The sequence below is a fragment of the Arthrobacter sp. CJ23 genome (genome assembly GCF_024741795.1).
GTDB lineage: Bacteria > Actinomycetota > Actinomycetes > Actinomycetales > Micrococcaceae > Arthrobacter.
Window position 1 is genome coordinate 591,042 of sequence record NZ_CP102950.1, and the last position, 20,861, is coordinate 611,902.

Genomic DNA, 20,861 nt, shown 5'->3' on the forward strand with positions numbered 1-20,861 from the left:
CACACAGCGAGCCCGGACGATTCCCGCGAGTCCGGCTAAGCGGCGGGGCCGGTCCCGACGGCGGCGACTGCCCGGCGTCGGGCCGGTGACGCCGCGACGAGCAGCGCGGCGATCGCGACGGCGGCGCTCAGGATGAGCCCCGGACGGTACATGTCGAGCATCGCGGCGGCGCTGGCCGTTCCGGCTTCCTGTCCGGAACCGCTGACGATGGCCGTGGTGACGGCCAGGACCAGCGCGGCACCCACCTGCGTGCTGGTCTGGATGAGGCCGGCGGCCAGGCCCTGCTCGGAATCGCGGATGCCTGCGGTGGCCTGGACGTTGATGGACGGGAAGGCCAGCGCGAAGCCAATGCCCAGCAGGATCATGGACGGCAGGATGTCCAGGACGTAGTTGGGCGTGGTGCCTACCCGCAGGAACCACACGTAGCCCAGCCCCAGCGAGACCAGCCCGGTGAGGATGAGCCGGGTGGCGCCGAACTTCTCGATCAGCCGGTCCGCGAACGGGGCGCTCGAAGCGACGATCAGCCCCGCCGGCAGCAGGGCCAGCGCCATCCCCAGCGGCGACCAGCCCAGCACCGACTGCAGGTACATGGTCACGATGAACTGGAAGCTCAGGTAGGAACCGAACAGGCCGACGGCGCTCAGGTTGGCCCGGGCCACCCAGCCTTCCCGCAGGATGCCGAAGCGGATCAGGGGGTGCTTGACACGGTTCTCGATGACGGCGAACGCGGCCAGCACGGCGGCGGAGATGGCGAATCCGGCGATTGTTGCCACAGATCCCCAGCCCTTTTCCGGCGCGGAAACCAGCGTGTAGACGAGGCCGAGCATGCCCAGTGCCAGCGTCACGGCGCCACAGATGTCGTGCCCGCTGTCCTGTGCGGACGGCTTGTCGCGGGGGATGAACCTGCTGCCCAGGATTACCGTGATCACGGCGATCGGCACGGACACCAGGAACGTCCAGCGCCAGCTGAAGCTGGTCATGAGGCCGCCGACCACCAGGCCCAGGGAGAATCCGCTGGCGCCGAAGGTGGTGAAGATGGAGAGGGCCTTGTTGCGCTCGCGGCCCTCGGCGAAGTTGGTGGTGATGATGGAGAAACCGGTGGGTGCCGTGAAGGCCGCTGCCAGGCCCTTCACGAAGCGGGTGGCGATCAGGATGGCCGGATCATCCACGAGGCCGCCCACCAGGGAGGCCGCCGCGAAGACCGTCAGGGCAATGAGGAAGATCCGACGGCGGCCCAGCAGGTCCGCGAGGCGGCCGCCCAGGAGCAGGAGGCTTCCGTAGCCCAGGACGTAGGCGGAGACGATCCACTGCAGCGAATCGGTTCCGAGGTGGAGTTCGTGGCCAATGGAAGGCAGGGCCACGCCCACCATGGAGACGTCCAGCCCGTCGAGGGCCAGGACGGTGCAGACGACCATCAGCAGCATCCACTGGGCGCGCGTCCAGCGGACTGCCGTGTGGAGCCGTTCGGCGGGTCTTGCGAGGGTGCTCGGAGAAGTCATGGCAACAATGTATATGACGCGTCATTGAATGACAAGGAATATTATGACGTGGATTTTAAATGCGTCATGAACTAGAATCGGGGCATGGCAACAACGCAGGACCGCCAGTTGGTTGAGCAATGGCGCGGCATCCAGAACTCGTATTTCCGCACTGCGGCTGCGATTGACCGCGCCCTCGAAGCCAAGTTCGGCGTCGGCCTGAACGAATTCGAAATCCTGGACCTCGTTGCCGAGAGCGTGGATGCCGCCTGCCGCATGAAGGCCCTGGGCGAGCGGACCCCCATGACGCAGAGTGCCGTGTCCAAGGTGGTGGACCGCCTCGAAAAGGCCGGATTGGTATCCCGGCATGCTTGCGAGGACGACCGCCGCTCACTGTTCCTCGAACTCACCGAGGCCGGCCGCGCCCTGCATGCCGATGCCGCCGTCGAGCACCGGGCGCTGCTGAAGGAAAACCTCGCCTGAGATCGACGGCTTCCCCGCCGCCCCGCGAGGCCTTCCCTTTCCCCCTGAACTCGGCCACAATGGAGCTTGCTCGCCATGCTGGGGTTTGGCGCCGCTGACTTGGGAGTTGCTGTGGGAAAGCACCATGACACGGGACAAATACTGGCGCTGTGGCATTCGGTGTGCTTTCGGCGGATTTGCGCTGCAGGCACGTTGACGGTGCTTGGCCTTTTCGCCTTCGGCTTCCAGGCACCCACCTTTGATCCAAATACTTCACAGGCCGTGCCCGTCCAGGGCGTTGTGGAGCCCAGGCAGCTGGACGCCGCCCTGATCCATGCGACCGCGCCGGACCAGTGGCGCGCCGTCGGCACCGAAACCGCGACAGGCGCTCCCGTGCCCGTGTCCGAGCACGCCATGGTCCAGTTCGACCGGGCAGCCGTGCAGACCATCGGCCAGGACGGCACGGCACGGCTCACCGTCGCGGCCGCAGGCCTGCAGCGGCCTCCCTTGGGAAGCCTCTACTCGCCCCTGGAGACCCTGAACCCGAGTTCGCCCTTCGGCTACCGCATCGATCCGTTTACCGGCCATGCCGGCGAATTCCACTGGGGGCGGGACTTTGCCGCGCCCTGCGGTACCAGGGTCTATGCCGCCGACGCCGGCGTGGTGCGGGCCGTGGGCTGGCATCCCTGGGGCGGCGGCAACCGTGTTGAGATTGAGCACGGGAACGGCCTGGTCACCACCTACAACCACCTCCAGGCGATCGGCGTCACGAAGGGCCAATCGGTCCGGGTGGGTGAGGTCATCGCCCAGGTGGGGACCACCGGCTGGTCCACCGGCTGCCACCTCCACTTTGAGACGATCGTCAACGGCGTCTACAAGGACCCCGCCAACTGGACGCTGCTGTCCACCCGCCAGCTTGACGCCCTGGCCGCGATTGCGATGGTCAACTACCAGCCGGGCGTCGGGACAGGCGTAGCGTCCGCACCGTCGTGGGCCGTGCCGGTGGGCGCAACCCAGTCGCACCCGGTGGTGGCCGGCGAGCACGAGGAGCCCGTGGCTCCGACGCCGACGCCGACGCCGACGCCGACGCCGACGCCGACGCCGACTCCGACGAGTCCCGGGACGGCGACGCCGACCCCCACACCAACGCCCACGCCGACGGAAACACCAACGCCGACGCCGACTCCGACCGAGACGGAAACCCCGACCCCGTCGCCCACCGAAACCGGGACTCCGACTCCGACGCCAGCGGAGACGCCCACCGAGACACTGGCGCCGACGGAAACGGTAGCTCCGACGGAAACCGTAGCGCCGACGCCAACTGAGCCGGTGGCGCCCACGGAGACGCAGACGCCGACAGGCGGCGGGACCTTGGCCATGAGCGAGGAGCCGGTTCCGGCGCCTCCGGCCCCCGAACCGGTTCCGGAACCTGTGCTGAGCACTGCCGTGGCGCCGACGACGGCCCCAGAGATTACCGCGTCGATCGCTCCTGCGGAGCCGGTGCTGGTTCCGCTTACGCTCCCGGAGGGCTATGTGCTGGTATCGCCGGACGCGGTCCAAACGCCCGACGGCAGCATCGTTCCCCTGGCGACGCTCACGGTGACGCCCGTCCCGTAGCCAGGCGTCTCGAAAGGTCACATCCTGCGCTCGCCCCGTAGACTCGATGACGGCAATTGCCGCCGTCGACGTCGTAAGGAAGCGCCCATGACCAGCCTGTACAGCATCCCGCTCACGCTCAATGACGGCTCGGACGTGGATTTCGGCCGTTTCAAGGGCAAAGCCGTGATGGTGGTCAACGTGGCTTCGGCGTGCGGTTACACCCGCCAGTACGCGGGCCTGGAAGAGCTCTACGGCAAGTACCGCGGACAGGGCCTGGAGATCCTGGGCGTGCCCTGCAACCAGTTCGGCGGCCAGGAGCAGGGTTCGGACGCCGAGATCGCCGAATTCTGCCAGCGCAACTTCGGCGTGACCTTCCCGCTGACCACCAAGGCCAACGTCCTGGGCAAGGAACAGCACCCGCTGTTTGCCGAACTTACCCAGACGGACGACGAACCGGTCAAGGTGAAGTGGAACTTCGAGAAGTTCCTTGTCAGCCGCGACGGCGAGCTGATCGCCCGCTTCCCCTCCGCCGTCGAGCCTGACTCCGAAGAGCTCATCGATGCCCTCGAAAAGGCCCTCGCCTAAGCCCTTAGCTGCGTCCCTGCCCCTAGGCTGAGGCGATGGACTCCATTCCCGATGCCGACGTCGGCAGCTGGCTTTGTTCGCTCCTCGACACCACGTGGCGGGACATGCACGTGGTGGTTCCGCACGGCTTTGAGGCCTATGCCCGGGTGTTCCATCCCGCCTACCGGGACCGGCCCGCGGACACCGGTTCCTGGCACGGCCAAGAGCGGCCCGTGTACGTGGACATCGAGCAGGAGTCTGTTTCCTGGGCCGAAGTGGCACGGGCTTTCGGGGCGACGATGCATCCCCTGGCCCAGTACCAAGAGCTCCCGGGTCCCGAAAACGGCCCCTACCGCGAAGTGCTCGATGCCGCCGGCTGGCGCTACGCAGCGCCGGTGCAGGGAAACCTGGACGTCGAGGTTCTCGCGTCGCTCGCGAAGCAGCTGTGCCGGCACACTGCCACGCCGGACCGAGGTGTGGCTGCCGTCTGGGAAGGCTGGGGAGGCCTCACCAGCTCGGCGGGCTATAGCCAGCCCACCTTCGTTGAAGGGGTGGCAGCGGCGGGACCGGGAACCTTCGCCCTGGACGCGCCATGGCACCACGATCCGTGGTGGCCGCAGTCCCCGAGCCTTCTCTGGCCCGAGGACCGCTCCTGGGTCCTGGTGACCGAGGTCGACTTCGACTCGACCATCATCGCCGGCAGCTCCGCCCTGGTCGCCGCGCTCGTCTCCGATTCCGGGATCGAAGCCCTCCGGATCGACGAAGGCAGCCGGCTCAGCATTTAGAGGGTCGGCCTGGATTCCGGCGCGGGTGCGTTCGCGGGCCCTCCGGCCACGTCGCCCGGGCGGCCCGTGAAGTCCTTCATGGTCTGGTTGACGCCCAGGAGGTCCATGACGCGGTCGAAGGCGCGGACGGGCAGCATGCGTGCGGGCGGGATGAGGTTGACCAGCGGAGGAAGGACCAGGCTTTGCCGGCCGCTTTCGATCCCATCCAGGATCTTGACCGCCACCTCCTGCTCCTTGAGGATCGGAAGCAGCCGCGGGAACCGGGTGGTGACGCCGTCGAACATCCCCGTATCGATGTAGTAGGGGCACACCACCAGCGTGTTCACGCCCGTCTTGTCGGTCCTCATTTCGGCGCGCAGGGACTCATTGAAGCCGACGGCGGCGAACTTGCTCGCGGAGTAGTCGGTCTGTTTGGCGACGCCCACCATGCCGGCCGCACTGGCGATGGTGACCACGGTGCCGCTGCCCCGGCGGGCCATGTCGCCCAGGAAGACCCGGGTGACCCAGTACAGGGCGAGCACGTTGACGTTCATGGTGCGCTCGATGCCCTCGTCGTTTCCTTCGAGCAGACGTTGGCCGCTGACCACACCGGCGTTGTTGACCAGGACGTCCACGGGACCGGTCACCGCGGCCGCGGCTTTCACGGCTTCCTTGTCCGCAACGTTCACAGTGTGTGCCTGGGCGGCTCCGCCTGCTCGGCGGATTTCCTCGCTGACCGCGTTGCCCCGATCGGCGGACAGGTCCCAGATGGTCACCCGGGCGCCCCGCTGTGCGGCGCCAAGCGCCAGGCGCCGGCCGAGGCCGTTTCCGCCGCCGGTGATGAGGACGTGCGATCCGCTCAGCAGGGTTCCTCGTGCCATGTCAGGTGCTCCTTTGCAGTGTGGATTCGTGTGGATTCGCCGATTTCATGGAAGGCGGCCCAGGATCTTGACGGCCCGGGTCATCAGCTGGGCGTAGCGCTTGTGGCTCAGCCCGGGGGTCGGTCCCACCGGGATCAGGCGCTGCAGGGCAACGGTCTGGGATTCGGTGTACTTGAGGATGCCTTCGCGGCCGTGGCGCCGGCCTGCCCCCGAGTCCTTCATCCCGCCCATGGGGGCGTCATGGGAGGCCCAGGCCGCCGCGTAGCCCTCGTTGATGTTGACCGTTCCGGCCTGGAGCCGCCGGGCCACGGACGCCCCGTGTTCCGGCGTGGACCACACGCTGGCGTTGAGGCCGAAGTCGGTGTCGTTGGCCAGGGCGATGGCTTCCTCGTCGTCCCGCACCCGGTAGACCGCAACCACGGGGCCAAAGGTTTCGGACCGGGCCAGCAGCATGTCTGCCGTGACGCCGCCCAGCACGGTGGGCTCGTAGAACAGGGGCCCCAGCTCGGGGCGCGGGTGGCCGCCGGTGATGAGCTGCGCCCCCTTGGACAGCGCGTCCTCCACATGGGCGCCCACGGTATCCAGTTGCTGCTGGCTGATGAGCGAGCCCATGTCGATTTCCCAGTCACGCCCGGCACCCAGGCGCATCCGCTCCACCTGCTTGATGAACGCGTCCATGAAGCGCTCGTAGACGTCGTCATGGACATAGAGCCGCTCAATGCTGACGCAGAGCTGCCCGGCGTTGGAGAAGCATGCCTGGACGGCTCCCTCGGCGGTCCGCGCCACGTCTGCATCGGCAAGTACCAGCATCGGGTTCTTGCCCCCGAGCTCGGCAGAGAATCCGATCAGCCGCTCTGCGCACTGCTTCGCCACCGTCTTCCCGGTGCGGGTGGAACCGGTGAACATCAGGTAGTCCACGCGGCCGATGAGCGCGGGGCCAAGTGTGGACCCGGTTCCGGTGACAATCTGGAACAGAGCCGGCGGCAGCCCGGCGTCGAGCATTAGCTTGAGGACACGCAGGGCCGTGAACGGGGTTTGCGAATCCGGTTTGAGCACGACGCCGTTGCCCGCCAGCAGCGCGGGGATCGCGTCTGAAACGGCGAGGGTCAGCGGGTAGTTCCACGGGCTGATGATCCCGATGACGCCCTTGGGAACCTGGTGTTCAACGGTGCGGGTCAGCAGGGGCATCGCGCCCCGGCGCCGCGACGAGCGGAGGTGCCGGGCCGCGGTGCGCGCGTAGTAGCTCGCGGTCAGGGCGACGTCCGCGAATTCCTCGTAGGCGCTGATCCGCGCCTTGCCCGTCTCGGCCTGGACGATATCAAGGATGTCTTCCTGCTGTTCGTGCAGAAGGTCGTGGAAGCGGCGGATCACCCTGCGGCGCCGTTCGATGGGCACGGCCGCCCAGGCCCGTTGTGCGGCACGGGCTCCCTCCACGGCGCGTTCTGCGTCCTCCGGCGTGCAGAGCGGGACGTCGCCGATATGTGTGCCGTCAAAGGGCGAGGAGGAGGACTGCTGCGGGCGTCCGTCCTGGCAGCTGACCAGGCTGGAAAGGCCAGCGTAGCTGCCCGGATGGCTTGTTATGGCAGGCGTCCTGGTACCGGCCGGGAGCTGTTTAGTCATGTGGCGTTCTCCTCATTGAGCATCGGGTCAATGACCTGGCGTTCAATGTAGGCTACTCCCATGGGTGGACGCAAGGTGCCGGAGCAAGAAAGGCGCGAGAGCCTCCTGGCCGCCGCAGCCTCGGTGGCAGTTACGGAAGGACTCGAAGCGGTCACGGCACGGCGGGTCGCCGCGGCCGCCGACGCGTCGTCGGGCCTGGTGTTCTTCCACTTCGGCTCCAAGGAGGGGCTGCTCCTGGCCTTGCTGGAGAGCATCCTGGGCAGGACCCTTGACGCCGCCGACAAGCCGGAACTGGCCACGCTGCCGGCCTGGGACCGGCTCTACGAGATGGTGCGCATGGAAATTGAGGAACTTCCCGAGCAGCGGGGCTTCGTCGAATTGCTCTTCGCCTACTACTTCATCCGGCGCGACGAGCTCTTCCGCGACCCCATCGACAAGGCCCTGGGCCTGTACGCCGAGGCCTTCCTCCCGAGCTGCCGGGACGTGGCGGAGGAAACCGGAACGCACGCCGAGCACATTGCCACCACCGTGTTGTCGCTGATCCAAGGCGCAGCAGTCCAGGTCATCAGGGCACCTGCCTCTTTCGACCCGGAAAGTATCCTGTCCTCCCTGCGGGCGTTCAAGCCAATCCACAGCAACTAAGCGTCAACACTAAAGCGTCCGGGCTGACGCGCTGCCTACGCGGCAGTGATCCGAAGCGGCAGCGAACGCCAGCCGCGCAGCGTGTTGTGCAGGTACGGCACGGGTTCGCCCAGCGGTTCGATGCTCTTGACCCGCTTGGCCAGCGCCGTGAAGAGGACGTCCATCTCGAGGCGGGAGATCGGCTGGCCCACGCACTGGTGGATGCCCATGCCGAAGGCCAGGTGCCCACCGGCGTTCCGGCTGATCACGTACTGGTCCGCGGTTTCGCCCCAGTGCCGGGCGTCCCGGTTGGCCGAGCCCATGAAGAGCAGCACCTTGGTGCCTGCGGGCAGCGGGATGCCGCGGAACACGGTGTCCGAACCCGTGGTCCGGAAGAAGGACTGGAACGGGGATTCGTAGCGCAGGGCCTCGTCGATGGCGAACTTCGCCAGGCGGGGGTTGGCGTGCAGCTCGGCCCACTGCTCCGGGTGGGCCGCCAGGGCCTGGAGCGTGTTGCCGATGGAAAACACCGTGGTGTCCAGGCCTGCGGAAAGCATGGCCCGCACCAGGAGTGCCGCCTGCCCGGCCGTGATCTCGCCGCGGTCAGCGAACTCCCAGATCTGCGCCCCCATGCCGTCCGGCGAGAGGTTCTCGCGCGCGCAGTTGTTCATGACCCACTGGTGCGTTCCCGCGCCCTTCTCGAAGAACTCCTTGGAGCGCTCGTCGTCCGGGCCGAACGCACTGAAGTTCATGGCGCCGTGGGGGAGCAGATTCGCTTCGCGCCCCTCGCGGGGGATCCCGACGGCGTCTCCGAAGACCCGGATGGGGAACAGCTCGGCAAGGTCCGTGACGCCGTCGAACGTTCCCCGCGCGATCAGCGCGTCCACCAGCTCATCGGCAAAGAGCTCGAAGGCGGTCCGCAGGGAGCGGACGCCACGGGGCGAAATGACGGAGGCCATGGCGTTGCGCATGGGGCCGTGCACGGGAGGGTCGGATTCCAGGATGCCCTGGGGGCGCCAGGCGGGTTCGCGGTGCAGGTTCTTGGGCCCCACGCCGGCGCCGGAAATGAAGGTCCGGTAGTCGTCCAGGATCTCCTTGCATTCCTCGAAGCCGGCGAACGCCAGCACTTGGTACTTCTCAAGCCACACGGCCGGCCCGGCCTCGCGCATCCGCTGGAACAGGGGGTACGGGTTCCGCAGGTTCTCGTCGGAGTAGGGATCATCCGTCATCACCGGGATGGTCTGCGGGGGCATGGCCACTGACATCTGGGACCTCGTTAGCATCGATGGCGGGGCTGCCGCTCAGCGGATTCTTGGCATCAACGTACCGGTCACAATGGGCAGCCGATAAACGCAGTTCTCACCCAGTGAGAATAGGGTTTGTCGCAATGGCCCGGCGCCCTGCACGATCGATCAACAGCCGGGAACGCACAGAAAGGGGCAGGCACATGGCAGGAACAACATCCTTCGAGCGGGGTCTCATGATCCTGTCCGAAATCGCCGACGGCGGTGACACCACCGTGGAGAGCGTGGCCCTGAAGCTGGGCATCCCCGTCAGCACCACCTATCGCTACTTCCGGCAGCTCCGCGAGCACGGCTTCGTTCAGGAGGATGCCGGGAGTTACCGGCCCGGGCACGCGCTGCTGGCGTTGTCCGGCAGGCACCTCACGCAGAGCCACCTCGCTGAAGTTGGCACGGCTGTGCTGAAAAGCATTGTGGATGCCGTGGGGGAGACCGCGGTGATGGTCATCCGGGTGGGGACGCAGGCGATGTGCCTGCGCCGCGCCGAGCCGGACAAGGGCTTCAAATACACCTTCGCCGTCAACGAGCTCCTGCCCCTGACCGCGGGAGCAGGCCCGCGGACGCTGCTCGCCTGGGCGCCCGCCGACGTCGTGCGTCAAGTGCTCGACGGCGAGCTTCCGCGCTTTACGGACAACTCGCCGTCGGCGGAGCAGATCCTGGCCACGCTGTCCCAGATCCGGGCCAACGGCTGGGTGGTCTCGCGCGGCGAGCTCGATCCCGGCGCGGTCTCGGTGGCTGTTCCGGTGATCTTCGACGGCGAGGCCGTCTGTGCCATTAACGTTGCCGGACCGGAGAGCCGCTGCGGCTCGCGGGCCTGGCTCACTTCGACGGTGAAAACCATGAACGAGGCAGCGGAGAACCTGGCGGCGTCGCTGGGTTCCCTCGCCAGCCAAAGAACAACACGGGAGGCAAGCGATGACGCTCGACACTCTGCTTGAGACAGACGCGGTGGTCCTGGGGATCCACCGGGCAACGTTGGAGGAGCTGGTGCAGGTGGCCAGGCACCGCAGGCCCGTGGCGGTGGACGAGGCCGCCCTGGCCCGGATGAAGCCCAGCGAGGACTGGCTCAAGGGCGTCATGGATGACATGAAGGCCGGCAAGGACACGGCGCCGATCTACAGCATCAACACCGGTTTCGGCTCGCTCGCCGGCCGCAGGGCCTTCGACGAACCGTCCGATGCCGCCGAGCTTTCGCGCCGCCTGGTGCTCTCCAATGCCGCCGGCGTGGGCCGCTACGTGGACGAGGAAGTTGTCCGGGCCACCATGTTCATCCGCATCGTCAGCCTCACCCAGGGCTACTCAGGGGTGCGGGCGGACATCGTGAAGACCCTGGCCGAGATGCTCAACCGCGGCGTCTACCCGGCCATTCCGGAATACGGTTCGCTCGGCGCCTCCGGGGACCTCATCCCGCTGGCCCACGTGGCCATCGTGATGTCCCGCTCGCACACCGGCGAGGACGTTGAACTGGATTCCGGCGAGGCCTTCGTGGACGGTGCCGTGGTCTCCGGGTTCGCGGCCATGGCCCACGCGGGCATCGAGCGCCTCCCGCTCGGCGCCAAGGACGGCCTGGCCCTCCTCAACGGCACATCGTTCTCCTGCGCCCAGGCCGCCTTGGCCCTGTATGACGCCCAGAACCTGCTGGAAACGGCGCAGATCACCGCGGCCATGAGCATCGAGGCCCTGATGGGCTTCGGCGATGCGTTCATCGACGAGCTCCACCAGGCCCGCGGCCAGCGCGGCCAGATCGAGGTGGCCGCACGGCTCCGCGAGCTGCTCTCCGGCAGCGGCTTCGTGGACGGCGACGCGGACCACGACCCCGTCCGGCAGCCCCCGCAGGACGCATATTCGCTGCGCTGCATCCCGCAGGTCTTCGGCCCGGTCAAGGACACCTTGGAGTTCGCGGCCGGCATCATCGACAACGAGATCAACGCTGCGACCGACAACCCGCTGATCTTCCCCACGCTGCCCGCCAGCCGCACCCTGAAGGCCGTCTCCGGCGGCAACTTCCACGCCGAATACGTGGCCTTCGCGGCCGACTTCATCTCGATTGTGGTCACCGAAATCGGCAACATCACCGAACGCCGGCTCTTCCGGCTCGACGACGGCACCCTGAACCGCGGCCTGCCGGACATGCTGGTGGCCAGCGAACAGATCGGCATGGATTGCGGCTACATGCTGCCCCAGTACCTCGCCGCCGCCCTGGTCTCCGACTGCAAGACCCTGGCGCACCCGGACAGCGTGGACTCCATCCCCACCTGCGCCAACCAGGAGGACCACGTGTCCATGGCCAACAACGCCGGGCGGCACACCCGCCAGATCGTAGCCAACATCGAATCCGTGGTGGCCATCGAGCTGCTCATGGCGGCCCAGGCACTGGAGCTGCGGATGCGGATGCCGGCTCCGGCGGGCGCTGAACAGGGAACCAAACCCGGCGCCGCCAGCCTCGCCGCCCTGGCCTACCTGCGCTCCACCGCGTCCGCCGACGGCCGCCCCATCGACCACCTCACGGAGGACGTGGTGATGTACCCGCGCCTGCGCAAGGCCGGCGAACTTGTCCATGACGGTTCCGTGGTGGCCGCCGTGAACGCCGCGATACGCGGAGGCGGCCATGACGCTGCAGACCGCTGATTCGGCCGTCCGCGCGGCTCCCCTGAAGGGGTTCACGCGCCTCACGGTGGGCGCCATCCGCCGCGAAGCCGACGCCGTCGTCTCCCTGCTGCTGAGCGACCCCGACGGTGGTGCGCTGCCGGTCTGGGAGCCCGGGGCGCACGTGGATGTCCTGTTCGCCAACGGCATCCTGCGGCAGTACTCGCTCTGCTCGGATCCGGCCGAGCGGACCGCCTGGCGCGTGGCCGTGCTGCGCGAGCAGGCCAGCCGCGGCGGTTCCAGCTACGTCCATGAGGTCCTGCGGGCCGGCGACACGGTGGAGGTCCGCGGACCGAAGGACAACTTCCGAGGCACGGCTGGTGCAGGGGAGAAGGTGTTCATCGCCGGCGGCATCGGCATCACCCCGCTGCTGCCGATGATCCGAGAAGCCAACGCGGCCGGGGAGCCCTGGAGGCTGCTGTACCTGGGCGCCGGCGTGCGCTCCATGGCCTTCCTCGAGGAGCTCGCCGCCCTGGATCCTGCCGGCGAGAAGGTCCGCGTCCATGCCAAGGACCAGCACGGCGGCCTGGAGTTGGCGGACTACCTCGCCGCCGTTGCCGCGGACGCCACGGTACATGCCTGCGGGCCGTCCCGGCTCCTGGCAGAGCTCCGTGCGGCCCACGCCGCGGGCACCTTGCCGCACCTGAGGTTCGAGGACTTCGGCGCCGAGGATTCGGACGTTTCCGCTGCGGACGCCGATGCCGGCGCTCCCGACGGCGGTCCTGCTGTGGGCCCGGATGACTCGCCTTTTGTGGTGGAAACTGCGGATGGACTGGAAATAGACGTGGCGGCCGGTGAGACAATTCTGGACGCCCTGCAAAGAGCAGGCGTTCCGGCCTTGAATTCCTGCCGGAAAGGCACCTGCGGCACGTGCGAAACCGTGGTCCTGGAAGGGATTCCGGACCACCGCGATGACATTCTGGGCGACGAGGAGCGTGCATTGAACGAAACAATGATGATTTGCGTTTCCCGCTGCCACGGGGAAAGGCTCGTGCTCGACATCTAGGCGGTACCCAGCCGAGGACCCTGACGGCGGCACCCCTGCCTGCGCACCCGAAATTATCCAATTTTCCGGGTGCAGTTCACCCCATTGCGGCCTAAATTCTGCTTGTATTGTATGTACTGGGGGTCCCACGGGAGACGCCGTCTCCTACAGACCCGAAGGCAGCAATGGAGCTCATCGAGGCCGAGCATCCTCGGCCAGGACATATCCTCCTGCACGTCAGCGACTCCCATCTACTGGACGGTGAGGACCCCCTCTACGGAGCGGTGGACAGCGAAGCCCATCTCAGGCAGCTTTTCGCGGAAGTGCATGCATCCAAGGTCCGGCCGGAGGCTGTCATCTTCACTGGAGACCTTGCAGATAAGGGCGAACCGGGCGCCTACGCCAAGCTCCGGCAGATCGTGGAACCGGCCTGCAGCGCCCTCGGCGCGCAGGTGATCTGGGCCATGGGCAACCACGATGACCGCGCCAACTTCCGCGCCGGGCTCTTCGACCAGGCCGGCAACAATGCCCCCGTGGACCACAGCTACTTCATCAACGGGCTGCGCATCATCACCCTGGACACTTCGGTTCCCGGCTTCCACCACGGCGAACTCAGCCAGGGCCAGCTGGACTGGCTCGCCGCTGAACTGGCCACGCCGGCACCGGACGGCACCATCCTCGCGCTCCACCACCCGCCGGTGCCCAGCGTGCTGGACCTCGCTGTCCTGGTGGAGCTGCGCGGCCAGGCCGCGCTGGCCGCCGTCGTGCGCAACAGCGATGTGCGCACCATCCTGGCCGGCCACCTGCACTATTCGACCACGGCGATGTTCGCCGGCATCCCCGTATCCGTGGCGTCGGCCACCTGCTACACCCAGGACCTCAACGTTCCGCAGGGCGGCACGCGGGGCCGGGACGGCGCCCAGGCGTTCAACCTGGTCCACGTGTACGAGCACACAATCGTGCACTCCGTGGTGCCGCTGGGCAAATCGCCCACCGTGGGCGAATATGTCAGCCCTGAAGGCACCCGGCGCCGGCTGGCCGAGGCAGGGATCCGGATTCCGCACCGCCCGAGCCATGAACGCGCCGCCACCAAGCGCCCGGAGCTGACCGGGAGCTGAGCCGGGGAAACCGCCGGCGCTACTTCTCCCAGGGCGCCTTCACCGGGAAGTACTTCTCCATGAAGTCGGTCACGAGCTCCGCGCGTTCGTCTGCTTCCACCTCGGGGAAGCTGCCATCGTTCAGGCAGAAGAAGTCCATGTGGCGTTTGGCCAGGAGCTTTGGCAGGTAGTGCAGTCCCGCCCACAATGTGGTGTCCACGTACTTGACCTTGGCGCTGGTCTGCGTCACGGCCCGGCCCGTCAGCAGCGCGTAGTAGTGGTAGAACGAGTTGGTCACGGAGATGTTGTCCGCGGCACGGAATCTGCTGGCGGCGGTCTTGGCGAATTCCGCCGGGAACTCGCCCTCCATTTGGGCCACGACGCTCCGGCGCAGGGGAGCGGCCGTGTGTTCCAAGTGCCTGGTGGTGATCCGGCCGAAGCGTTCCCACAGCAGTTTGCGGTTGACCCGGGCGGCGTTCTCGAAGCCGCTGCGCTCGGTGTCGTTCTCGCCCAGCCCGATGCGTGTTTCCGCCTCGATGAACTTGGTGATGCCGCCCGGCGTGAAGAACATGTCCGGGCTGACGGGGCGCCCAAAGAACATGTCGTCATTGGAATACAGGAAGTGCTCGGAGAGGCCCTCGATGTGGTGCAGCTGGCACTCCACCGCCTGCGAATTGTGCGTGGGCAGGACCGAGGGGTCGGCGAAGAATTCCTCGCTGCGCACGATGGTCACTGAAGGGTGGTCCGCCAGCCACGCCGGGGCAGGCGAATCGGTGACGATAAAGATCCTACGGACCCAGGGGGCAAACATGTGGACCGAACGCAGTGCGTACTTGAGTTCGTTGATCTGGCGGTAGCGTGCCTCATGGGCGTCGCCTTCGCCCAGCACGGCCCCGGCCTGCTGGGAACGGCGGGCCGCGATGTAGGCGGGGTCGCTGCCGTCCACCCACGAGAACACGATGTCGATGTCGAAGTCGATGTCGCTCGCGTGGTCCGCGAACATGTTCTCGATGGTTGGCCAGCTGAGTCCATGCCGCTGCACGGTGCCCCGCACGGCGTCTTGCCGCAGCAGGGTGCGGCGGGTCAGGGAATTCTCCACAGGCAGTTCCAGATGGTCGCCTTCGAACCGCCACAGCTCCAACTGGACACCGAGCCCCGGGCCGTAGGACAAGCCGCCGCCGGGTTCCACCCTGGGGCGGTACAAACGGAAGATCCGCGCCTTGCGGTTGGCCGATAGTTCGCCGTCGGCCACGAGCACTGACGACTTCTTCCGGGCGTCGACTGTCATGGAGTAGAACGGCTCGTTGCGGAAGGCCTCCACCAGCGCTTCACGCACTTCCTTGCGTGCCTCCCAGTCGACGGCGATGACCGGCCGTTCGTCGTTGCCACGAACCAGGATGAAGTCCACGCCGGCGTCGTCGAGCGCCGCCCGGACCATCAGGAGGTCCTCCACCATGGACTGCTGCGGCGTCCGGTCCCGGATGACCAGGGCGTAGCGCCCGCGGTGCCGGACGACGTCGGGCCGGTGCTTGAGGCGCGCCACGACGGCTGGCGACGTGGCTTCCGCGATCACGTCCTCGTCGGTGGAGGGGCTGCCGTGGTAAATGGGATCGAGCGATGCTTGGGTAATGGCTGTTCTCCGATAGGGGTGAGCGGGTGGTGCCTAGATGTCGAGTGCTTCGCGCCAGCTGCGCAGGAAAGCGCCGCCGGCGTCGTCGTGGATGACGTCGTCGCCCAGATTGAGGTCCGCCGCCGTCAGGACCGTGTAGGGCTTGACCGGCACACCGTCCGCCGGGCGCACGTCCACGTGCTTGACATCGTGGTCGTTGTGGTGGAGCCAGTCTGCCATGGCGTAGTCCGTGCGCGAATCACCCACCGTCCGCCAGGCCTGCGGGATGATGCCCTGCGCGGCCAAAAGCTCGACGGCGCGGCTCGCCCCGAGGTCCTTGCCGAGCCTGACCGACTCGATGTCGGTGGAGATGATGGTGGGATCCAGGCGGTAGTCCGCGGTGTCATCCGAGCCCGGAGCGTGGTGGTCCAGGATGGCGGCGGAGAGGCCGTGGCGGCCCATGATGTCCAGCGCATCGGCGTCGAACAGTTTCTGCTCGGCGAGGTAGTCCTCGCTGGGGACGTCCACGTGCTGCTCCACCGAGACCATGGCCCGCTTGGTTTCGTCGAAGAACATGTGCGCGGAGTAATCCTCGGCCACCAGCCGGCGCACGTCGTCGCCGTAGGCCTTCGGCACCGCGAGCTCGTGGTCCACATGGACCGGGCCCGGGCCGGCGGCGGTGTAGCTGAACCACACGGCGCCCTTCTCGCAGATCGCGTGGATGGTGGTGCCCTGCGGCATGCCCGCGGCGATCATCGGCGCCATGACCTGTTCGCGGATGAAGGCATCCGAGCGGCCCGTGTTGAAGATGACCGGAATGTCCGCCGCGGCCAGCGCCACGAGGTCCGCGATGATTTCCGGCTTGACGTCCCGGGTGACCGGGCTCGCGATGGGGCCGTCGACGTCGAGAAGCAGTGCCAAAGCGGGGGCCGTGGGGAGCTGGGTGCGGTCAGTTTCGGAAAGCGGAGCAGTCATGGATCCATTCTCCCAGCCTCCGGGGGCGCGCCACAGCTGTGACGCCCGACGTCGATAGTCACCTTTTGGCCACAAGCTGCGTTTGCGGCGGCCCACAAGTTCCCTTGCGGGGACAACTTCCATAGTCTTGCAGAGTGATCTTCAAAGCTGTGGGCGAGGGACGCCCGTACCCCGACCATGGATACACCGAGCCCCGGGACTGGGCGGCGCTGCCACCCCGTCCGGTCCGTCTCGATGAGCTGGTAACCACAAAGCGCACCCTGGATTTGGAGGCATTGTTGGCTGAGGACTCAACATTTTTCGGCGACCTGTTCCCGCACGTCGTCCAGTACAAAGGCGTGCTGTATCTCGAGGACGGGCTGCACCGGGCCGTCCGCACGGCGCTGCACCAGCGCACCGCCATCCACGCACGCGTGCTGGTGATAGATGGCTAGGCAGCCTGCCCCAGGGCAGGACCTTGACGCGTCCGGGCCGGGCGCCAGGGTGCCCGGCGCTGCCGGGCCGGGCGGGGTGGAGGAGCCGCCCATGGATCGGGAACCGGATCCGGCTGTGCAGCGGATGCCGCCGCGGAGCCCCAAGAAGCCTCGCAGGCGGCGGCCCAAGGACGTGACCCGGCTGCATGGCCACCACGTGGTGAGCGGCCCCGAGCTGCGGGCGACGTTCGTGGAGGATCCGCAGAGCCACCCGGGCAGGTTCCGCCGCAGGCTGTTCCACGGGATCGTGCTGGTGCTGCTGCTGGGCATCATCGCTGCAGGGGCCATCGGCGCCTGGGCGGTCATGAACGGAGTGATCCGGGTGCCGTCGGCCATCACCAGCAGGGCCCCGATTTCAGCCTGTCCCACCACCACCTTCGACTACCTGCCCAACCAGCAGGTGACCGTGAACGTCTTCAACGCGACCTCGCGCAGCGGGCTGGCCCGGGAGGTCTCGGAGCAGTTCGCGGCCCGCGGGTACAAGATCGGTGCGGTGGACAACAGCGGGACCAGCTATTCCGGCGTCGGGATGGTTGTCTCCGGGGTCAAGGGCCAGGCCGGTGCCTTCAACCTCCAGCGGAACCTGGCCGGCACGGACTACTTCCAGGACAACCGCGAAGACGCTTCAGTGGATGTGATTCTCACCCCAGACTTCGGCGCCTTGGTTCAGCCGGAGTTGGTGGACCAGACGCCCGGCTTGCTCCTCTGTCCCCGCGAAAATCTGCGGATTGCAGACGATTCCAAGTGGCCTGTCCTGCCCAAGGGGGCGCCCACGCCGTAAGGATGGCAGGGGTGTCCCGGCCGTCTGGAGGGGTTATGTGTCTCGGATTTCCGGCGACCCCCAGCCGATTCGGGGCTTGATGGGGTACTCTGCTACGTCGAGAGTTTCAGGCAATCTACCTAGGGAATGAGCCAATTGGCAACCGATTACGACGAACTCCGCTCCGACGTCGCGGAATCGCAGAACACTTCGCTCCAGGCGCTGCAGTCGGCCAACGCCCCGGACGCCCGAAGCGTTGTGCGCGATTTGGATGAGGCTGACGGCCTCGATGGCAGCGATTCGCCCGGTGGCGAATTCGTTGCCGAAGAACTTGTCATTGCGGTCATCCCGCAGAAGGAAGACGAGTTCACCTGCTACTCGTGCTTCCTGGTCCGCCACCGTTCGCAGATCGCGAAGGAAAAGGACGGCCACGCCTACTGCATGGAGTGCGAGGGCTAAACAGCCTGCCCAGCCGCAGCGCGCTCAGCGCTGCGGTATTTTTGCCCAGCGGTGCTCAGCCCAGGGGTGCTCAGCCCAGCGGCGCCGGGCGGCCGTCGTCGTCGAACTGTGCTCCGGCGCCCAGCTGGATGAACCGGACCGTCCGCGCGATCAGCGCCTCGACGTCTTCGGCGGGGGCACCGTCCGGCGACTCGCCGGGGCGGTTGCGGCGCGAGGCGCTGGCCGAGAGTGTTCCGTGGATCAGCTGCGCCAGCTGAGTGACGTCGATATCCGGCAGATAGCCCTGCGCCACGCCGTCGCGCAGGATGTCCTGCAACAGCAGGTTGAGATCGCCCACGTGGTCAGCGAGCTTCGCGAAGGAGCCGGGGGAGAGTACCGCCGCCATGGCCGGCCCGGGCGGGAGATGCCGGCGGCTCAGGTCCTCCACCTGGGCCCGGACGTACAGTGCAAGCCTGTCCACGGGGTTTTCCAGGGCCTCCAGGGCATCGCGCAGGTCCACGATGAAACGCTCGGTCTCATCCAGGGCATAGGCGATGAGCAGCTGCTCCATGTCCGCGTAGTAGTTGTACACGGCGGTGCGCCCCACGCCGGCATGCCTGGCGACGTCGGTCATGGTCAGCCCCGGCAGCCCGTGCGTGAACAGGAGTTCCCCGAATGCCGTCAGGATGCGTCGTTGGGTCTCGGCGCGCTGCGCCGCGTTGTTCGCGGCCGTAATCCTAGGCATACGGACACATTACAGGGATCTGTCAGCAAACCCTGCGCGCCATGGTCCCAAACCCATCGAGCCCGCCCATCCACAGATTCGGGTCCGTCCATCACGGCTGGCTCGATCGCTAGCGACTGTTCAAATCCTACTCAACGCCGCTATCACTTCATTGAATTCTTATCCAGTCACATCTTCACAATAATTCCTCCAATCAAGCATTAGGACAATTGATGGATTAATGGTGATAGCCTCTGTTTCGGGTCGTGGGGGCGCCCTTTCGACCTGCTTAATCACTGGATTAGAAAGCAGATCAATGAACACCATAAAGAAGAAGTCTTTCGGAGCCACTCTTCTCGGCAACGAAGTTGAAGTGAATTCAACAATCACGAAACGTACGGGGCTCATGGCGGCGACAGCGGCGGCCCTGGCCATCGCTGGCGTGTTCGGTGCAAGCCTTGCCGTTTCCTGGATTGCCGGCTCGCTCGGTGTCTCGGCGGCCGCGGCATCCCAGATCGTCAAGGCCATCGAGGTCGGAGGCTGGGCTCTCATTGCCATCGGCGCATTGTTCGGCGGTGGGATCACCGGAGCACTGATCGCCACGGCACGAGGCATCCTGTTCCGCATTGGCCGCGCGCAAGCTGTCGCCTAAATCAATGCTCGCAGGAACTGTACGCGTGCTTGGGAACATCCCAAAGGGGTTGTTCCCAAGCACGGGTTTGGTCATGGTCGCCATTGCCGTATTCGGCTACGCCGCCGTCGATGTTTCGTGGATCAGTGATGCCAAGGACATGGGCGAAAGCCCGTTCTACGGCACTGAATTCCTCCAGATTCTGGTGCGAAATCTGGGCGCAGCCTTGGTCCTCTACTCCGGGGTGGTCACGCTCGGACTGACCACGTTGGTGGGCTGCGGAGTCCTTGCCCTGTACATCGGTGCCACGATGTCGCTTGGGATGCATTCCACCGGCGGGAGCAACCTCGTCAACGACGTCATCTGGTACGTACCGTTCGAGTTCCTCGGGCTGGTGATGGCGGCGACAGCGGGCTTCCAGCCGGTGGTTGGACTCGGCAGCCGGCTACTGAACGACACACCCGTCACCGTGGCCTCGTTCGTCGATGACGTTGCCCGCTCTCTCGGAACGCTGCTGCTTGCTGTTGCGCTGATCGCAAGCGGCGCAGCCATCGAGGCCATCTTGATCCACCTGAAAACCTGATCCACGAACGGACGCAGCGAACAGTATGAACAACCCGGACAACGCCAAGGAATCAGAAACGGTCCTTCGAATGCCAGAGGCTCCGCCCATCGAGGCGGAAATTCCTAGCTATGAGTCTGCATCGACTTCCCGGGCTTTATGGATCACAGCCTACGTGGTGGTCATGGTGCTGGTAGCCCTCCGTCTTCCTCTGATTAACCAGAATCTGACGTCGCAGGTCCCCGCTGACGTCCGGTCCGAGCTCGGTGATGATCGCCTGCTGAGTCTCTCGATGACCGTGGGCACCGTATTGTTTTTCTTGCTCTACGCAGTAATCATGTGCCTGTTCTTCTCACTCGCAGGGGTCTTGGACAAGCGCGTCATTCCAGGGAAAACGGTCATTGGTGGCAGGTGGAAGATTGGCGCATTTTTTGTTGTCGCGGTCCTCGCCACTGTCCCACTGAACCTGGTCAGCGTCGTGTTCGGGCTAGTGCAGCCGCGGGAGCTTCCCGGATATTGGCTCTACTTCCCTGCAGTGGCGTTGGCTGTCCTGTTCTTCTTCCGCCGCCACTGGGTGGGCTTCTCCCTTAGCCGCCTAGTTCTGACAGTGCTCTCAGCCGTCGGCCTCTCCACCGTCGTTTCGCTTGGCTAACCCAATCCAACCCAACCCA

General features: G+C 66.5%; 22 protein-coding genes. 15 read left to right on the top strand and 7 right to left on the bottom strand.

Features of this window, described 5'->3' with window-relative positions; genetic code table 11:
• Positions 1–35: 35 nt before the first annotated feature.
• Complete coding sequence (locus tag NVV90_RS02650; protein WP_258439649.1) at positions 36–1,499, bottom strand: MFS transporter; 1,464 nt, start codon at positions 1,497–1,499, stop codon at positions 36–38.
• An 84-nt stretch (positions 1,500–1,583) separates the two neighbouring features.
• On the opposite strand from NVV90_RS02650, the gene NVV90_RS02655 reads away from it, so the two are divergent.
• From NVV90_RS02655 to NVV90_RS02670, 4 genes are all read left to right on the top strand, one after another.
• Positions 1,584–1,961, top strand: a complete 378-nt coding sequence (locus tag NVV90_RS02655; RefSeq protein ID WP_258439650.1) for a MarR family winged helix-turn-helix transcriptional regulator — start codon at positions 1,584–1,586, stop codon at positions 1,959–1,961.
• Positions 1,962–2,159: 198 nt separating this feature from the next.
• Positions 2,160–3,557: a M23 family metallopeptidase gene (locus tag NVV90_RS02660; protein ID WP_258439651.1), complete on the top strand. Its 1,398-nt coding sequence runs from the start codon at positions 2,160–2,162 to the stop codon at positions 3,555–3,557.
• Positions 3,558–3,644: 87 nt separating this feature from the next.
• The gene (locus NVV90_RS02665) at positions 3,645–4,124 is read left to right on the top strand and encodes a glutathione peroxidase (RefSeq protein ID WP_258439652.1); all 480 of its coding nucleotides are present in this window, start codon (positions 3,645–3,647) and stop codon (positions 4,122–4,124) included.
• Between the two features lie 35 nt (positions 4,125–4,159).
• Positions 4,160–4,888, top strand: coding sequence for a hypothetical protein (locus tag NVV90_RS02670; RefSeq protein WP_258439653.1), 729 nt, complete (start codon positions 4,160–4,162; stop codon positions 4,886–4,888).
• On the opposite strand, the gene NVV90_RS02675 is transcribed toward NVV90_RS02670, so the two are convergent.
• On the bottom strand, positions 4,885–5,748 hold the full coding sequence (locus NVV90_RS02675; RefSeq protein ID WP_258439654.1) for an SDR family NAD(P)-dependent oxidoreductase: 864 nt from the start codon (positions 5,746–5,748) through the stop codon (positions 4,885–4,887). The two genes, NVV90_RS02670 and NVV90_RS02675, sit on opposite strands and share 4 nt — an antisense overlap.
• Before the next feature lie 45 nt (positions 5,749–5,793).
• The gene (locus tag NVV90_RS02680; protein WP_258439655.1) at positions 5,794–7,368 is read right to left on the bottom strand and encodes a succinic semialdehyde dehydrogenase; all 1,575 of its coding nucleotides are present in this window, start codon (positions 7,366–7,368) and stop codon (positions 5,794–5,796) included.
• 60 nt (positions 7,369–7,428) lie between these two features.
• On the opposite strand from NVV90_RS02680, the gene NVV90_RS02685 reads away from it, so the two are divergent.
• Positions 7,429–8,010, top strand: a complete 582-nt coding sequence (locus tag NVV90_RS02685) for a TetR/AcrR family transcriptional regulator (RefSeq protein WP_258439656.1) — start codon at positions 7,429–7,431, stop codon at positions 8,008–8,010.
• A 35-nt stretch (positions 8,011–8,045) separates the two neighbouring features.
• Here the strand turns inward: NVV90_RS02685 and NVV90_RS02690 are convergent, their stop codons facing one another.
• Entirely contained in the window at positions 8,046–9,218 is a 1,173-nt protein-coding gene (locus tag NVV90_RS02690) for a cytochrome P450 (RefSeq protein WP_258439657.1), read from the bottom strand.
• A 218-nt stretch (positions 9,219–9,436) separates the two neighbouring features.
• Between NVV90_RS02690 and NVV90_RS02695 the strand changes: the two genes are divergently transcribed.
• From NVV90_RS02695 to NVV90_RS02710, 4 genes are all read left to right on the top strand, one after another.
• Positions 9,437–10,228 carry an IclR family transcriptional regulator gene (locus NVV90_RS02695; RefSeq protein WP_258439658.1) on the top strand — a complete coding sequence of 264 codons (792 nt, stop codon included), beginning with the start codon at positions 9,437–9,439 and terminating at the stop codon, positions 10,226–10,228.
• A complete protein-coding gene (gene hutH / locus NVV90_RS02700; RefSeq protein WP_258439659.1) occupies positions 10,206–11,918 on the top strand; it encodes a histidine ammonia-lyase in 1,713 nt (570 codons plus the stop codon). Before NVV90_RS02695 ends, hutH begins: the two co-directional genes overlap by 23 nt.
• On the top strand, positions 11,899–12,942 hold the full coding sequence (locus NVV90_RS02705; RefSeq protein ID WP_258439660.1) for a PDR/VanB family oxidoreductase: 1,044 nt from the start codon (positions 11,899–11,901) through the stop codon (positions 12,940–12,942). The genes hutH and NVV90_RS02705 overlap by 20 nt, the downstream gene beginning before the upstream one ends.
• A 164-nt stretch (positions 12,943–13,106) precedes the next feature.
• Positions 13,107–14,039: a phosphodiesterase gene (locus NVV90_RS02710; protein WP_258439661.1), complete on the top strand. Its 933-nt coding sequence runs from the start codon at positions 13,107–13,109 to the stop codon at positions 14,037–14,039.
• Positions 14,040–14,058: 19 nt separating this feature from the next.
• Here NVV90_RS02710 and NVV90_RS02715 read toward each other — a convergent pair whose 3' ends face one another.
• Together NVV90_RS02715 and NVV90_RS02720 are read right to left on the bottom strand one after the other, a co-directional pair.
• Positions 14,059–15,624, bottom strand: a complete 1,566-nt coding sequence (locus NVV90_RS02715; RefSeq protein WP_396125383.1) for a stealth family protein — start codon at positions 15,622–15,624, stop codon at positions 14,059–14,061.
• Between the two features lie 57 nt (positions 15,625–15,681).
• On the bottom strand, positions 15,682–16,602 hold the full coding sequence (locus NVV90_RS02720) for a hypothetical protein (protein ID WP_258439663.1): 921 nt from the start codon (positions 16,600–16,602) through the stop codon (positions 15,682–15,684).
• 134 nt (positions 16,603–16,736) lie between these two features.
• Between NVV90_RS02720 and NVV90_RS02725 the strand changes: the two genes are divergently transcribed.
• The 3 genes from NVV90_RS02725 to NVV90_RS02735 all read left to right on the top strand — a co-directional run bounded on the left by NVV90_RS02725 (position 16,737) and on the right by NVV90_RS02735 (position 18,294).
• Positions 16,737–17,036 carry a type II toxin-antitoxin system VapB family antitoxin gene (locus NVV90_RS02725; RefSeq protein WP_207617061.1) on the top strand — a complete coding sequence of 100 codons (300 nt, stop codon included), beginning with the start codon at positions 16,737–16,739 and terminating at the stop codon, positions 17,034–17,036.
• Between the two features lie 172 nt (positions 17,037–17,208).
• A complete protein-coding gene (locus NVV90_RS02730) occupies positions 17,209–17,856 on the top strand; it encodes a LytR C-terminal domain-containing protein (protein ID WP_258441046.1) in 648 nt (215 codons plus the stop codon).
• Positions 17,857–17,991: 135 nt separating this feature from the next.
• The gene (locus NVV90_RS02735) at positions 17,992–18,294 is read left to right on the top strand and encodes a DUF4193 domain-containing protein (RefSeq protein WP_258441047.1); all 303 of its coding nucleotides are present in this window, start codon (positions 17,992–17,994) and stop codon (positions 18,292–18,294) included.
• 70 nt (positions 18,295–18,364) lie between these two features.
• Here the strand turns inward: NVV90_RS02735 and NVV90_RS02740 are convergent, their stop codons facing one another.
• Positions 18,365–19,018, bottom strand: coding sequence for a TetR/AcrR family transcriptional regulator (locus NVV90_RS02740; RefSeq protein WP_258439664.1), 654 nt, complete (start codon positions 19,016–19,018; stop codon positions 18,365–18,367).
• 295 nt (positions 19,019–19,313) lie between these two features.
• Here NVV90_RS02740 and NVV90_RS02745 point away from each other — a divergent pair, with 295 nt between their 5' ends.
• From NVV90_RS02745 to NVV90_RS02755, 3 genes are all read left to right on the top strand, one after another.
• Positions 19,314–19,649 (top strand): uberolysin/carnocyclin family circular bacteriocin, encoded by a 336-nt coding sequence (locus tag NVV90_RS02745; protein WP_258439665.1) that lies wholly within the window; start codon positions 19,314–19,316, stop codon positions 19,647–19,649.
• Positions 19,650–19,722: 73 nt separating this feature from the next.
• Positions 19,723–20,211 carry a hypothetical protein gene (locus NVV90_RS02750; protein WP_258439666.1) on the top strand — a complete coding sequence of 163 codons (489 nt, stop codon included), beginning with the start codon at positions 19,723–19,725 and terminating at the stop codon, positions 20,209–20,211.
• A gap of 25 nt (positions 20,212–20,236) precedes the next feature.
• Positions 20,237–20,842, top strand: coding sequence for a hypothetical protein (locus tag NVV90_RS02755; RefSeq protein WP_258439668.1), 606 nt, complete (start codon positions 20,237–20,239; stop codon positions 20,840–20,842).
• The last annotated feature ends 19 nt before the right edge of the window (positions 20,843–20,861 follow it).

What these genes read in the sequence shown, in the direction of transcription:
- NVV90_RS02750 (WP_258439666.1), top strand. Translation starts at nt 19,723, where the DNA reads ATGGTCGCCATTGCCGTATTCGGCTACGCCGCCGTCGATGTTTCGTGG.
- NVV90_RS02650 (WP_258439649.1), bottom strand. Translation starts at nt 1,499, where the DNA reads ATGACTTCTCCGAGCACCCTCGCAAGACCCGCCGAACGGCTCCACACG.
- NVV90_RS02740 (WP_258439664.1), bottom strand. Translation starts at nt 19,018, where the DNA reads ATGCCTAGGATTACGGCCGCGAACAACGCGGCGCAGCGCGCCGAGACC.
- NVV90_RS02710 (WP_258439661.1), top strand. Translation starts at nt 13,107, where the DNA reads ATGGAGCTCATCGAGGCCGAGCATCCTCGGCCAGGACATATCCTCCTG.
- NVV90_RS02655 (WP_258439650.1), top strand. Translation starts at nt 1,584, where the DNA reads ATGGCAACAACGCAGGACCGCCAGTTGGTTGAGCAATGGCGCGGCATC.
- NVV90_RS02670 (WP_258439653.1), top strand. Translation starts at nt 4,160, where the DNA reads ATGGACTCCATTCCCGATGCCGACGTCGGCAGCTGGCTTTGTTCGCTC.
- NVV90_RS02720 (WP_258439663.1), bottom strand. Translation starts at nt 16,602, where the DNA reads ATGACTGCTCCGCTTTCCGAAACTGACCGCACCCAGCTCCCCACGGCC.
- NVV90_RS02680 (WP_258439655.1), bottom strand. Translation starts at nt 7,368, where the DNA reads ATGACTAAACAGCTCCCGGCCGGTACCAGGACGCCTGCCATAACAAGC.
- hutH (WP_258439659.1), top strand. Translation starts at nt 10,206, where the DNA reads ATGACGCTCGACACTCTGCTTGAGACAGACGCGGTGGTCCTGGGGATC.
- NVV90_RS02755 (WP_258439668.1), top strand. Translation starts at nt 20,237, where the DNA reads ATGAACAACCCGGACAACGCCAAGGAATCAGAAACGGTCCTTCGAATG.
- NVV90_RS02705 (WP_258439660.1), top strand. Translation starts at nt 11,899, where the DNA reads ATGACGCTGCAGACCGCTGATTCGGCCGTCCGCGCGGCTCCCCTGAAG.
- NVV90_RS02665 (WP_258439652.1), top strand. Translation starts at nt 3,645, where the DNA reads ATGACCAGCCTGTACAGCATCCCGCTCACGCTCAATGACGGCTCGGAC.
- NVV90_RS02745 (WP_258439665.1), top strand. Translation starts at nt 19,314, where the DNA reads ATGAACACCATAAAGAAGAAGTCTTTCGGAGCCACTCTTCTCGGCAAC.
- NVV90_RS02690 (WP_258439657.1), bottom strand. Translation starts at nt 9,218, where the DNA reads ATGACGGATGATCCCTACTCCGACGAGAACCTGCGGAACCCGTACCCC.
- NVV90_RS02695 (WP_258439658.1), top strand. Translation starts at nt 9,437, where the DNA reads ATGGCAGGAACAACATCCTTCGAGCGGGGTCTCATGATCCTGTCCGAA.
- NVV90_RS02675 (WP_258439654.1), bottom strand. Translation starts at nt 5,748, where the DNA reads ATGGCACGAGGAACCCTGCTGAGCGGATCGCACGTCCTCATCACCGGC.
- NVV90_RS02685 (WP_258439656.1), top strand. Translation starts at nt 7,429, where the DNA reads ATGGGTGGACGCAAGGTGCCGGAGCAAGAAAGGCGCGAGAGCCTCCTG.